Annotated in this window: 12 protein-coding genes and 2 tRNA genes; 5 read left to right on the top strand and 9 right to left on the bottom strand. The window is 71.6% G+C overall.

From position 1 onward, the window contains the following. The first annotated feature begins 20 nt into the window (after window positions 1-20). Complete coding sequence (locus ACFYY7_RS36310) at window positions 21-698, top strand: potassium channel family protein (protein ID WP_388668014.1); 678 nt, start codon at window positions 21-23, stop codon at window positions 696-698. Between the two features lie 33 nt (window positions 699-731). Here ACFYY7_RS36310 and thrS read toward each other — a convergent pair whose 3' ends face one another. The 3 genes from thrS to ACFYY7_RS36295 all read right to left on the bottom strand — a co-directional run bounded on the left by thrS (window position 732) and on the right by ACFYY7_RS36295 (window position 4697). Continuing rightward, complete coding sequence (gene thrS / locus ACFYY7_RS36305) at window positions 732-2708, bottom strand: threonine--tRNA ligase (protein ID WP_266735929.1); 1977 nt, start codon at window positions 2706-2708, stop codon at window positions 732-734. 139 nt (window positions 2709-2847) lie between these two features. Beyond that, complete coding sequence (locus ACFYY7_RS36300; RefSeq protein WP_388668013.1) at window positions 2848-4131, bottom strand: hypothetical protein; 1284 nt, start codon at window positions 4129-4131, stop codon at window positions 2848-2850. Then, complete coding sequence (locus ACFYY7_RS36295; RefSeq protein ID WP_266735933.1) at window positions 4131-4697, bottom strand: DUF4365 domain-containing protein; 567 nt, start codon at window positions 4695-4697, stop codon at window positions 4131-4133. The genes ACFYY7_RS36300 and ACFYY7_RS36295 overlap by 1 nt, the downstream gene beginning before the upstream one ends. A gap of 190 nt (window positions 4698-4887) precedes the next feature. Here ACFYY7_RS36295 and ACFYY7_RS36290 point away from each other — a divergent pair, with 190 nt between their 5' ends. Continuing rightward, window positions 4888-5613, top strand: a complete 726-nt coding sequence (locus ACFYY7_RS36290) for a 3'-5' exonuclease (protein ID WP_356081278.1) — start codon at window positions 4888-4890, stop codon at window positions 5611-5613. A gap of 76 nt (window positions 5614-5689) precedes the next feature. Here the strand turns inward: ACFYY7_RS36290 and ACFYY7_RS36285 are convergent. Together ACFYY7_RS36285 and ACFYY7_RS36280 are read right to left on the bottom strand one after the other, a co-directional pair. Further along, a tRNA-Val gene (locus ACFYY7_RS36285) sits at window positions 5690-5761 on the bottom strand. A gap of 39 nt (window positions 5762-5800) precedes the next feature. Then, window positions 5801-6247: an SRPBCC family protein gene (locus tag ACFYY7_RS36280; protein ID WP_383713974.1), complete on the bottom strand. Its 447-nt coding sequence runs from the start codon at window positions 6245-6247 to the stop codon at window positions 5801-5803. Window positions 6248-6330: 83 nt separating this feature from the next. Between ACFYY7_RS36280 and ACFYY7_RS36275 the strand changes: the two genes are divergently transcribed. Further along, the gene (locus ACFYY7_RS36275) at window positions 6331-8886 is read left to right on the top strand and encodes an SCO7613 C-terminal domain-containing membrane protein (RefSeq protein WP_388668012.1); all 2556 of its coding nucleotides are present in this window, start codon (window positions 6331-6333) and stop codon (window positions 8884-8886) included. A gap of 365 nt (window positions 8887-9251) precedes the next feature. Here the strand turns inward: ACFYY7_RS36275 and ACFYY7_RS36270 are convergent. Both ACFYY7_RS36270 and ACFYY7_RS36265 read right to left on the bottom strand, forming a co-directional pair. Further along, window positions 9252-9323: transfer RNA gene (locus ACFYY7_RS36270), tRNA-Val, on the bottom strand. 54 nt (window positions 9324-9377) lie between these two features. Next, window positions 9378-9866 carry a TIGR02611 family protein gene (locus ACFYY7_RS36265; protein ID WP_388668011.1) on the bottom strand — a complete coding sequence of 163 codons (489 nt, stop codon included), beginning with the start codon at window positions 9864-9866 and terminating at the stop codon, window positions 9378-9380. 190 nt (window positions 9867-10056) lie between these two features. Here ACFYY7_RS36265 and ACFYY7_RS36260 point away from each other — a divergent pair, with 190 nt between their 5' ends. Next, window positions 10057-10470, top strand: a complete 414-nt coding sequence (locus ACFYY7_RS36260; RefSeq protein WP_003959770.1) for an SsgA family sporulation/cell division regulator — start codon at window positions 10057-10059, stop codon at window positions 10468-10470. Window positions 10471-10782: 312 nt separating this feature from the next. Continuing rightward, window positions 10783-11370: a CGNR zinc finger domain-containing protein gene (locus ACFYY7_RS36255; protein WP_388668010.1), complete on the top strand. Its 588-nt coding sequence runs from the start codon at window positions 10783-10785 to the stop codon at window positions 11368-11370. A 4-nt stretch (window positions 11371-11374) separates the two neighbouring features. Here the strand turns inward: ACFYY7_RS36255 and ACFYY7_RS36250 are convergent, their stop codons facing one another. Together ACFYY7_RS36250 and ACFYY7_RS36245 are read right to left on the bottom strand one after the other, a co-directional pair. Next, window positions 11375-11530, bottom strand: a complete 156-nt coding sequence (locus ACFYY7_RS36250) for a hypothetical protein (RefSeq protein ID WP_266735940.1) — start codon at window positions 11528-11530, stop codon at window positions 11375-11377. Window positions 11531-11806: 276 nt separating this feature from the next. Further along, window positions 11807-12826: a LacI family DNA-binding transcriptional regulator gene (locus ACFYY7_RS36245; RefSeq protein ID WP_388668009.1), complete on the bottom strand. Its 1020-nt coding sequence runs from the start codon at window positions 12824-12826 to the stop codon at window positions 11807-11809. Window positions 12827-12842 lie beyond the last annotated feature (16 nt).

Here is a 12842-nt window from a genome sequence, read left to right as displayed (position 1 = left end):
CGTACGGAGATGCTGAGGCGATGAGCGACCGGTCCGCCGACTCCACCCCTGAACGCCTACGGCACTGGGAGCAGCGCACCGAGGTGCCGCTCCTCGGCTTCTCCCTGCTCTTCCTGCTCGGCTACGCGGTCCGCGTCCTCGTCCCCGAGGACACCGAGCCCTGGCGGGACCTCGCCCTGGTCCTGGTCGGCGCCACCTGGCTCGTCTTCGTGGCGGACTACGTCGTACGGTTCCGGCTCAGCGGCCTTCGCCACCGCTTCTTCCGGGTCCACTGGCTGGACACGCTGGTGCTGCTGCTTCCGCTGCTGCGGCCGCTGCGCCTGATCCGGGTCTACACCGCGGTCCAGCAGCGCCGGGAGCAGCCGCGGCTGAGCCTGTACGCCCGCGTGATCAGCTACGCCGGCGCGTCCTCCCTGCTGCTCGGTTTCTCCGCGTCGCTCGCGGTCTACCACCAGGAGCACAAGGTCCCGGATTCCACGATCCATACCTTCGGCGACGCGGTGTGGTGGGCGTGCGAGACGCTCACGACGGTGGGGTACGGGGACGCGGTGCCCGTCACTCCGGGCGGCCGGGTCGTCGCCGCGGGCCTGATGGTCTGCGGGCTGGCGCTGCTGGGGGCGGTGACGGGGTCGTTCTCGTCGTGGCTGCTCCAGGTCTTCCGGCGGGAGGACGAGAAGAGGCCCCCGGAGAGCTGGTAGCTCTCCGGGGGCCTCTCACCCGCGATGTGCCCGTCAGACCTGTACGCGGTCCTCGACGGCCTTCTGGATCTTGGCGATGGCGTCCTCGACCGGGATGCCGTTCTCCTGCGATCCGTCGCGGTAGCGGAAGGAGACGGCGCCGTTGGCCATGTCCTCGTCGCCCGCGATGATCATGAAGGGCACCTTGGCCTTCTGCTGGTTGCGGATCTTCTTCTGCATCCGGTCGGAGGAGGCGTCCACGTCGACCCGCAGCCCCTTCTTCCGGGCCTTGGCCGCGAACTCCTGGAGGTACGGGATGTGCGCGTCGCCGATCGGGATGCCGACCGCCTGGACCGGGGCCAGCCACACCGGGAACGCACCCGCGTAGTGCTCCAGGAGCACCGCGAAGAAGCGCTCGATGGAACCGAACAGAGCGCGGTGGATCATGACCGGGCGCTGCTTGGTGCCGTCCGGGCCGGTGTACTCCAGGTCGAAGCGCTCCGGGAGGTTGAAGTCGAGCTGCACGGTCGACATCTGCCAGGTACGGCCGATGGCGTCCTTGCACTGCACCGAGATCTTCGGGCCGTAGAACGCGGCGCCGCCCGGGTCCGGGACCAGCGGCAGGCCCTGCTTCTCGGCGACCTGGCGCAGCGTCTCGGTGGCCTCTTCCCAGATCTCGTCAGAGCCGACGAACTTCTCCGGGTCCTTGGTGGAGAGCTCCAGGTAGAAGTCGGTCAGACCGTAGTCGCGGAGCAGGTTCAGGACGAAGGTGAGCGTCCGGTCGAGCTCCTCGGCCATCTGCTCCTTGGTGCAGTAGATGTGCGCGTCGTCCTGCGTGAAGCCTCGCGAGCGGGTCAGACCGTGCACCACGCCGGACTTCTCGTACCGGTACACCGTGCCGAACTCGAAGAGGCGCAGCGGCAGTTCACGGTAGGAGCGCCCGCGCGCGTCGAAGATCAGGTTGTGCATCGGGCAGTTCATCGGCTTGAGGTAGTAGTCCACCCCGTCGTCGAGCTGCATGGGTGGGTACATGCCGTCGGCGTACCAGTCCAGGTGGCCGGACTTCTCGAAGAGCTTGCCCTTGGTGGCGTGCGGGGAGTAGACGAACTCGTAGCCCTCCTCCTCGTGCCGGCGGCGCGAGTAGTCCTCCATGGCGCGGCGGATGATGCCGCCCTTGGGGTGGAAGACCGCGAGACCGGGGCCGATCTCGTCCGGGAAGGAGAAGAGGTCCAGCTCGTTGCCGAGCTTGCGGTGGTCGCGCTTGGCGGCCTCCTCCAGGAACTCCAGGTGGGCCTTGAGCTCGTCCTTGGTGGGCCACGCGGTGCCGTAGATGCGCTGGAGCATCGGGTTCTTCTCGCTGCCCCGCCAGTACGCCGCGGCGTTGCGCATCAGCTTGAACGCCGGGATGAACCGGGTGGTCGGCAGGTGCGGGCCCCGGCAGAGGTCCTTCCAGCACAGGTCGCCGGTCTTCGGGTCGAGGTTGTCGTAGATGGTCAGCTCGCCGCCGCCCACCTCGACGTCCGCGCCGTCGTCCGAGGACGCGGAGCCCTTGATTCCGATGAGCTCCAGCTTGTACGGCTCGTCGGCCAGCTCCTCGCGGGCGGCCTCGTCCGTCACGACCCGGCGGGAGAACTTCTGGCCCCGCTTCTGGATCTCCTGCATCTTCTTCTCGATGGCCTTGAGGTCCTCGGGAGTGAAGGGCTTCTCGACGTCGAAGTCGTAGTAGAAGCCGTCCTTGACCGGCGGACCGATGCCGAGCTTGGCCTCGGGGAAGAGCTGCTGCACGGCCTGCGCCATGACGTGCGCGGTGGAGTGCCGCAGGATGTTCAGGCCGTCCTCGGAGGAGATCTCGACGGGCTCGACGACCTCGCCGTCGGCGACGGCGTACGCGAGGTCCTTCAGCTCACCGGCGACCCGGGCGGCGACGACGGTGCGCTCGCCGGGAAAGAGCTCGGCTGCCGTAGTGCCCGTCGTCACCACGCGCTCTTCCCGCTCGGAATCGCGTTGGATGATCACACGGACGTCTGACACCGGTCTCTCCTGACTCAGGGGGAACGCACGCATGCGTAGTGCGCGTGCGATACGAATCGTACCGAGGAGCGGGCCCCCTCTGCGAAACGGTTCGGGCAGCCGGCCCCACCGCTCCCCCGCAGGGCCCTCCCCCAGCGCCCTATTCGCCGGTGCACGCCTCCTCGAAAAGGTCGACGTTCTCCTGGAGCGACTTCATCAGCCGGTCCCGCTCCGCCTCGTCGACCTGCACGGGCACGACGTGCGAGGTCCTCGACAGCCGCCGGAAGCCGCCGCGGCTCTCCAGCCTGCCCTCCACCCGGATCGGCAGCCCCACCAGATGGGCGTGGCCGGCGATCCGGTACGCCTCCTCGTCCAGCTCCAGCCGTACGTGCGGCACCTCGGCGCCCGCCAGCACCCGTAGCCGCACGATCCCGGGGCCGCGCGGTGCCGAGCGGCGCATCCGGACGACGGCACCGGTGATCCGTACCGTCACGGCGGGCTCGTCGTGGAGGTAGCGGGCGCCCGCCCGGCGCAGGGCCGGCAGATCGCCGGGGGAGAACTCCACCGGCTCGGGCCGGGCCGGGCAGCCCTCGGGGGTACCGGCGGCGGGCGCCCACTCCAGGGCGATCCCGGCCCCTTCCGAGCCCTGGACGAGTGCGACGACGGCCTCGGTCAGCTCCCGGCTGACGCCCGCCTCGACGGCGGTTTCGAAGGCTTCGTAGCCGCCGGTGGCCCGCTGGTAGTCCACGGCCTCCCGGGCGGCGTGCAGCGCCTGGTGGAGTCGTACGGCGACGGCACGGCCCGGTTCGACCGGCAGGAACGCGGCGAGCTCCCGGCCGCCGGGCGCGGGCCCGACGAGGATGCCGTCGAGCGCGGCCCTGGCCCTGCGGCGGTGGCGTGCGCCGTGGTAGCCGGTGTTCGCGCGTACGGCGAGGGCTCCGGCGAGCAGTATCTGCCGGGCGGCGGTGTGCAGCCGCTCGGCCCCGGCCCAGGCCGCCGCGCCCGCGACCGTCTCGGGGACCTCGCGCCACCAGCGGATCTCGTCGCTGGGCACGGCGAGCGAGACCAGTACCTCGCGGGCGGAGGGCGCGGCGCTGCGGGCGAGCGCGGTCAGCGCCTCGGCGAGGAGGTCCTCGCTGTCGGGGAAGGCGGTGGTGTCGGGGACCAGGAGGCTCGTCGCGCCGCCCGGCGGGGCGGGTGGGCCCGGCGGGGTCCACCGGCTGTAGCGCCCGGCAGCCCCGCCCCGGCGCCGCCAGCCGTGCCGGCCGAGCAGGGCGCCGAGGACGGCGGGGTCGACCCGGGCCGGGTCCGGGACGCCTCCCGGGAGCCCGGGAGCATCGGGCCACGGCCCCGCGGACTCGGCGGGGTGCGGGCGGGTGGCTGACGGGATCGTTCCGTCAGCGCAGTCACCGTAGTCGTCGTATGTGCCCATCGGCCGGTGCATCAAGGTCTCCCTCCCGCCCCTACGCGGGTCATGATCTCGCAGAGCGCCCGGTCGTCGAAGATGCGCGAGGTGGGGATCCGCACGGTGGTCCGGTGCCGGCCCGTCACCGCGTGGCCGGCCAGGTTGGTCCAGTAGCAGCAGTGCCGCAGGTCGAGCCGGTCGTGCCCGGCGCGCAGCCAGTCGTCCTGGCTGCGCGGCACGATCATCACCACGAGGATCTTGTGCACCGACACCGGTGTCCGGGCGAGCTTGACGAGGTGGGCGTTGTCGAGCGTGAAGGCGAATGTCGGTCCCGGCGGGTTCGGCGGGATCTGGTACGTGCATTTGAGCTGGACCTTTATGGTCACTTCGTCGTCCACGGCATGGCCCGGCGCGCCGTGGCTGACGTGCCAGTCGATGCCGTTGTCGGGGAAGGGCTGCGACAGGGAGCACCCCGCCGCGGCCGCGACCGCGTGCAGATAGCCCACCTGGAGCGTCTCCATGCAGGCGGTGGTTGCGAGTGTGCCGCGCAGCGGTTCGGTCCGCTGTGACAGCAGCCCGCTCGGTTCGGGCTTCGCGAGCGCCATGGCTGCGTGTGCCTTCCGGGCTGTGCCGATCGGTTCTCCGGTCGGGGGCAGCGGACAACTTCCGTTCCCCTCACCTGTGTTGTCACCGCACGGGACGGCCCGCAAACGGCGTACGAGGCAAAGGGCGCGGGTATCACCGGACCGGGCAGAGGAATCACACATCTGCCGTTCGGGCACGAGGAGTTCGGGGATGACTCACTGGTACGAGGGGCCACTGGCCGCTTTTGACACCGAGACAACAGGAGTCGACGTCGAGGGGGACCGGATCGTCTCGGCCGCCCTGGTCGTCCAGGACGCGGCGGGCGGGCGGATGCGCGTCACCCGCTGGCTGGTGAATCCGGGGATACCGGTGCCCGTGGGGGCGACCGAGATCCATGGTCTGACCGACGATCACCTTCAGCGCAACGGCCGCTGGCCGGCGCCGGTGGTGGAGGAGATAGCCCGCGCGCTGGCCGAGCAGTGCGCGGCCGGACGCCCGCTGGTCGTGATGAACGCGCCGTTCGACCTGACGCTGCTGGACCGCGAGCTGAAGCGCCACCGCGCCTCGTCGCTCGGGGCGTATCTGCAGAACTCCCCGCTGTGCGTGCTGGATCCGCGCGTGCTCGACAAGCATCTGGACCGCTACCGCAAGGGGCGGCGGACCCTCACCGATCTGTGCGAGCTGTACGGAGTGGTGCTCGACGGCGCCCATGACGCGGCGGCCGACGCGGCGGCCTCGCTGGAGCTGGTGCGTGCAGTGGGGCGGCGGTTCTCGTCCCGGCTGGAGCGGCTGACCCCGCCGGAGCTGCACACCCTGCAGGCCGTGTGGCATGCGGCGCAGGCGCGTGGGCTGCAGGCGTGGTTCGCGAAGAACGGCACGACGGAGGCGGTGGATCCGGCCTGGCCGCTGCGCCCGGAGCTGCCTGCCGCGGCATGAGAGAGTTCCCGGCCCCCGCTTCCGCACACGCAGAAGCCGGTCCGTCGATTCTGCTGACGGACCGGCTTCTTCCGGGTGGGCGATACTGGGTTCGAACCAGTGACCTCTTCGGTGTGAACGAAGCGCTCTCCCACTGAGCTAATCGCCCGGGAACGGGTTGAACCATACAGGGCTCCCGCGGTCCGGTTCAAACTGCTTCCAGCCTGGCCGTGAGACCCCGCCGCCCGGCACGCATCATCAGGGCGTGATTGGCCCGGAACACCGGGCGTCCGGGCACCGCCAGCAGCCTCATCAGCCGCCGGTGCACCTCGACCTCCTGCTCGTAGACGGCCCGGCTGCCACCGCCGTGCGGGGTGACCGTCCAGCGGACCCAGCCGTCCAGATCGCCGCTGAGCGTCGCCTCGATGACCCCGGCCCGGGGGTCGCGGCGGCGCTCGCGGACGGTCATGACGAGGTCGTACGGGAGGAGCGAGCGGATACGGGTGGTGCCGGTGATGCCGTCGACCGGGGTGACCTCGCGGACCTGCGGCCACCAGCGCGGGTAGTCATCGGCGCGTTCGAGGATCTCGTACACGGCGTCGGGCGGGGCGGGAAGGTCCCAGATACTCACGAATCGGTAGTGGCTCCAGTCCATGGATCCAGTCTGCGCGTACTCAGCCGGGGAACTGAGTATCCGAGCGCATGTCCGAACCTGTGGCTCGCGCCACACTCGCGTCCATGGAACATGTGCCGCCACCCGCCGAGGAATTGGCGCTCCTCGATCGCGAACTGGCCCGGCTGGACGCCCGCCGGTCCCAGTTGCTGGTTCGCCGTGCCTGGCTGCTGAGCGTGCTGACGCCACCCGCCGGGCCTCCCGGCGCGCCGTCGGCCCCACAGCTCGCCGCTCCGTTCGGTCCGCCCGCGACGGCCCGGCCCGCGGCTCCGTTCGCGGCTCCGTTCGGGCGTCCTGCCCCGCAGGCCGGACCGCGCAGCGCGCAGAACGTGCTGCTCACCCTGGGCGGTCTGCTGCTGACGATCGCGGCGATCGCGTTCACCCTGGTCAGCTGGGGCCACATGGGGATCGCCGGCCGTTCGGCGGTGCTCGCCGTGGTGACGCTCGCGGCGCTCGCCGCTCCCGCCGTGCTGCTGCGTCGCGGGCTGTCCGCGACGGCCGAGTCGCTGGGTGCTCTGGCTTCCGTGCTGATGATCCTCGACGCCTACGCGCTGCACCGGGTGGCGGTGCCGGAGGCCGACGGGCCCGGTTACGCCGCGGCCGCCTCGGCGGTGCTGGCGGTGCTCTGGGGCGGGTACGGGCTGCTGCTCGGCCGGCTGCGGCTGCCGCTGCCCCTGGCGGTGGTGAGTGCTCAGCTGCCGCTGCTGCTGTGGGCCTGGTCGGCCGGCGCGGGTGCCTCGGTGTTCGGCTGGGCACTGCTGCTGACGGCGGCGCTGGACTGCGCGATCGCGCTGTGGGGGCCGGGTATCGCGGTCCGGGTGACGGCCTGTGTCGGCTGCTGGACGACGGGCCTGCTGGGACTGCTGGTGGCCCTGGGGCAGTCGGTGTCCGCCGAGGCGGCGTCGGGTGCGGTGGCGCCGGCCGCGCTGCTGCTCGCGGGCGCGGCGCTCGCGCTGTTCGGGGCGTGGCGCGCGCCCCGAGGTCTCGCGGTGGCCGGCGGTGTGCTGGCCGGGCTGTCCGGGGTGGCGGCGGTGGGTGGTGTGCTGCGCGCCGGAGTGGACTGGGACTGGTCGGTGCCGGTGTATCTGCTGTGCGGTGTGGTGCTGTTGGCGGCCGTGCGCGCACCGCTGCCCCGTCCGGTCGGCCAGGGTCTGGTGTGGGCCTCGTCGGCGGTGACCGCGGCGGCGGTGCTGGCCGCGGTGCCGCCGGTCGGCATGTCGCTGCTGGGTACGGCGTCGCAGCTGGCCCGCGTGTGGACCGGCGCTCCCGACGGCGGTGTCCGGGGTGCGCTGGGCATGGAGGACCTGGCGTGGTCCCGGTCGGCCGCGGCCCCGGTGGTGTTGCTGGTGGTGGCCGGTCTGCTCGGGCTGGCGCACCGGTGCTGGCCCCGGCTGGTGCGGGTGGCCGGGGCGGTGGTCTCGCCGGGTCCGGCCTGGCGGAGTGCGGCGGGGGCCGCGGCGACGGCGCTCTGCTGGGCGGGGCTCACCGCGCTGCCCGCGGTGCTGGGGCTCTCGTACGCGGCGGCCGTGTCGGTGCAGTCGGTGCTGGTCGCCGGGGTGTTCGCGGTGGCGGTACGGGCTCTGCGCCGCGGGACGGGCCCCGTGGGAACGACCGCGCTGGTGTGCGGCCTGGTCGGCGCGGTGAGCGCGGGGCTCCTCTCGCTCGCGGCCCAGGCCGCGACGTACGCGGTGTTCGCGGTGCTGCTGCTGGTGCTCGGGGCCGCCGCGGTGCTGCTCGACGGTGCCGCGATGCCGGAGCGGGAGCTGTCGGACGCCCGGGCGGAGCGTGCGGCAGGGGCGCTGCGGATCGCGCAGGCGGTGCCGGCGTGCGGGGCCGTGCTGTGCGCGATGGTGCTCGCCCGTGCGGCCGGGGCGTCACTGGAACTCGCCGGATACCGGGCGGCGCCGCTGATGCTGGCCGTCCCCGTGGTGACGGTGCTGCTCGGGGCCCGGCTGCGGAACCGCCCGCCGGCTCTTCCCGTCGAGCTGACCGGGGCCCTGTCGGCCGTGGTGGCGATGATCATGGCGGTGCCGGACGGGCCGTTCCTGGCTCTGGTGCTGGCGCTGAGCGGGGTGCTGGCGGCGGGCACGGCCGTACGGGCCGAGCGTCGGCCGGTGGCCGGGTACCTGGCGGTGGCGCTGTTCGTCCTGGCGACCTGGGTGCGGCTGACGGCCTCGGGGGTGTCGGCCCCGGAGGCGTACACGCTGCCGGTGACGGTGCCCGCCCTGGCGGTCGGTGTGCTGCGCCGGCGTCGCGACCCGGAGGCGTCGTCGTGGACGGCGTACGGGGCGGGTCTCTCGGCGACGCTGGTCCCGAGCCTCTTCGCGGCCTGGGTCGATCCGCACTGGCTGCGGCCTCTGCTGCTCGGGGTGGCGGCCCTGGTGATCACCCTGGCGGGCGCCCGGCTGCGGCTCCAGGCACTGCTCCTGGTCGGTGGCGCGGTGCTGGCCCTGGACGCCGTGCACGAACTGGCGCCGTACGTGGTCCAGGTGGTCGGCGCGCTGCCGCGCTGGCTGCCGCCCGCCCTGGCCGGGCTGCTGTTGCTGGTGGTCGGTGCGACGTACGAGCAGCGGCTGCGCGATGCACGGCGGCTGAAGGAGACCGTGGGCCGGATGCGCTGACGGTACGTCGTATGGCAGGCGGTCGCGCGAACTCGCCCGTGAAATCGAGCAGTTCGCGCCCCGCCGTCGCCGGTGCGGGAATTCCCGGCGGAGTTCTCGAATCGTCCGTGGCATTGCTCACGGACGCCGGGGACCGAACTCTTTCCGGGAATTCCCGTGGCCGCCCGATCGTGCCGACCGCGATATCCGGATACCACTCCTCGATTTGCGGACCCGGACCGTCCGCCACCGCATGGATTGAATCGTTCACGAAAGCGCTTGTGAATCGTTGCGAAGGCACCGGCAACGACCCGGCGGGCCGGCCGGGAACGGAAAACGCAGAGGGCCCGTGAGACTCTGCGGTCTCACGGGCCCTCTGTCCGGGGTGGGCGATACTGGGTTCGAACCAGTGACCTCTTCGGTGTGAACGAAGCGCTCTCCCACTGAGCTAATCGCCCGGGCGCAGGCCAAACATTACCCCATGTCAGCGGCGCCCCATGACCACCCCCGGGTCACTCGTGGATCTTCCACGGCATGGTGATGCCGAACTTCCAGACGTAGATCCCCACCAGCACCGCGATGATCACCAGGCCGATCGACGTGAGGATGATGTTGCGCCGCCGGACCTTGGGGTCGAGCGCCCGCTGGGCGGCCTCGGTCACCTTCCGCCTGGTCCAGCGGAGCACCAGCTGCGCCCAGACGAACTCGGTCGCCCAGATCGCCATGCCGCCGAAGATCACCAGCCAGCCGGGGCCGGGCAGCGGAAGCATGATGATGCCCGCCACGACCACGGCGAAGCCGACGATGAAGACGCCGACCTGCCAGCTCAGGTGCAGCGTCCTGGACGCCTTGATGAACCCGGGCGCCCGGGAACCGAGCTCCCGTTCCTTGGTCACACCCTCGGCGACCTCACCCGTCACGCCGTCCGCCCTGTCCCCCGCGCCGGACATCGGCGTCGCCGATGCGGCGTCCCCGTTCCGCACGTCACGCTCCGCATTCATGACAGCCAACCTACCGGAACGGCTCTCGTCACCGGAATGGCCGCATAACCGAAAGTTACACACCGCCGTACGAGCTACCTGAAGGAACACAAAAAGGTCAGAGGGGTTTACAACGCCACCGTAGGTGGCATGTCGATTTCGCCGACGTGCGAATCCCCGAGCGCACACTGAGCGAAAGGCCCTGGCGCTTATGAACACCACGGTCAGCTGCGAGCTGCACCTGCGCCTCGTTGTGTCGAGCGAGTCCTCACTGCCTGTACCCGCGGGCCTGCGGTATGACACGGCCGATCCGTATGCCGTGCACGCCACCTTCCATACCGGAGCGGAGGAGACGGTCGAATGGGTATTCGCCCGCGACCTCCTTGCTGAGGGGCTGCACCGGCCCACCGGCACCGGAGACGTCCGCGTCTGGCCATCCCGTAGTCACGGCCAGGGCGTCGTCTGCATCGCGCTGAGCTCCCCAGAGGGCGAAGCCCTGCTCGAAGCCCCGGCGAGAGCCCTGGAGTCGTTCCTTAAGCGGACCGACGCCGCGGTTCCGCCAGGCACCGAGCATCGTCACTTCGACCTCGATACGGAGCTCTCACACATCCTGGCCGAGAGCTGAGCCAGGCCGAGAGCTGCACGGCGCCGTCCGACTCGGGGAGACGGCGCCGCGCGGAAAACCTCATACGGATGACACCGGCGCCGTCATCACGGAATCCACCGTGGTGACGGCGCCGGTGCGCGCGCCCGAGGACTCGTGGTGCCCTCCTCACGCCCCGGACGGACACACACCGGCCATGGATACCCGCCCATGGCCGGTATCCGCTCTCCGGACCTCCCACGGGCCCTCTCGGGCCGCTGTGCGCCGCGGCCGAGCCAGTAGAGTCAGCCCGCATCGGCGGACACCCGCCCGCCGGAGGCAGGGAGCGAAAGCGTGCTGATCCCACACGACACCCGGATCGCCCTCGACACGGTGATCGAACTGATGAACACCGCACCGGAGAGCGAACCGCCGGGGAGCGGGCAGCCGGAGGACGAGCCGGGCGACGGCCTCGCCGACGTCGCGGCGCTCTACGACTTCGCGCGGCGCCATCGCATCAGCGGCGTGGGCGAGCTCCACGAGAAGGACCTGCGGGCCGTACGGGACGTACGGGCGCGCTTCGCCGAGATCTTCGCGACGGACGACGCACAGACCGCCGCCTCGCTCGTCAACGCGCTCGTCGCCGCGGCCGGCACCACGCCGCAGCTCAGCAATCACGACGGCTACGACTGGCATGTGCACTACTTCGCCCCGGACGCGTCGATCGCCGACCATCTCGCGGCCGACTGCGGCATGGCACTGGCCTTCATCGTGGTGGCGGGCGAGCAGGAACGGCTGCGGCGGTGCGAGGCGCCGGACTGCCGGCACGCCTTCGTCGACCTGTCCCGCAACCGTTCCCGCCGCTACTGCTCCAGCCGCACCTGCGGCAACCGTCTGCATGTGGCCGCGTACCGGGCGCGCCGCAAGGAAGCGGCCGGCTGACCGTTCACAGCATGAAGAGATCGTGCACCGCGGCCATCAGCAACAGACTGCCGACCACCGCGAGGAAGATCATCAAAGGGGGCTGGGAAAGCGCGAAGAGGCAGCCGCGCGGCTCTTCGGCAGGACTTGCGGGGACATCGCCCCGGGAGGTGTCGACCATCGCAGGACGATCATGACTCAGACCGGCCCCCGTTGGCGATCAACACGCCTTTTCGTACCGGGAGTTCACCCACCCCCGAAGCGGCATGGATTCGCTCCGGCGTCCGATCCCCCGCCACACATTCGGTGCTGCGCCCCGAGCGCCCCGTTCCCCAACTCCCCCGAACGGAACCCCAGGACACCGGCGGGCGGCCAGGCCCGTCCGGTCAACACCGCCTCGTACCCGGTGAATTCGTGATGCGACCGCGCATGCCCCAGCGGTCCGCGTTCCGCGGTCTCAGCCCGGCATCGAGCTGGAGGCCCGCACCACGAGCTCCGGCTGGAGCACCACACTGCGGTGTTCGTGGGTGCCGTCCTCGTCGTCCGACTCCTCCAGCAGGAGCTCCGCTGCCATCCGGCCCATCACGACCGCGGGCTGGCGGACCGAGGTGAGCGGTACGGCAGCGGCGGCGGCGAACTCGATGTCGTCGTAGCCGACCATGGCGATGTCCTGCGGCACCCTGACGCGCGCCGCGTACAGCGCCTGGAGCACCCCCAGGGCGAGCAGGTCGTTGGCGCAGAACACCGCGGTCGGCCGGGGCACCAGGCCGAGCAGCCGGGCCCCGGCGTCGCGGCCCGCCGCCACGTCCAGCCGGCCGGAAGGGATCTCGACGAGCGCCTCGGGCGGCAGCCCGGCATCCGCGAGGGCCGCGAGGGCGCCTTCGCGCCGGTCCCGGATCTGATGGAGGTCGCCGGGGCCGCTGACGTACGCCACCGAGCGGTGACCGGCCGAGACCAGATGGCCGACGGCGAGGGCGCCGCCGCGGACGTCGTCGACGGAGACCGCGCAGGTGCCCGTGGAGGACGCCACCCGGTCCACCAGCACGTAGGGGATCCGGTGCCGGCCGAACGCCTCCAGGTTCCGGCCGGTCGCGTCCGCCGGGGTGACAAGGACGCCGCAGACCCGCTGTTCGGCGAAGAGCCCGAGGTACTCGGCCTCCTCCGCCGGGCTCTGGTCGCTGTTGCACACCATGACGCCTAGACCGGCCTCCCGGGCGGCGCGCTCGGCACCGCGGGCCACGTCCACGAAGAACGGGTTGCCCATGTCGAGGACGAGCAGAGCCATGATCCGGCTGCGGCCCGCCCTGAGCTGGCGCGCCGACTCGCTGCGTACGTAGCCGAGTTCCTCGATGGCGGCGAGCACCCGGGCACGGGTCTGCGGCAGCACGGCCTCGGGCCGGTTGATCACGTTGGACACGGTGCCCACGGAGACGCCGGCCCGCCGGGCCACATCCTTGATCCCTGCCACACGCGCCACTTGTCCTGCCCCACTG

The organism is Streptomyces sp. NPDC001933 (assembly GCF_042890955.1).
GTDB lineage: Bacteria > Actinomycetota > Actinomycetes > Streptomycetales > Streptomycetaceae > Streptomyces.
This window is presented reverse-complemented; position numbering and strand designations above follow the sequence as displayed.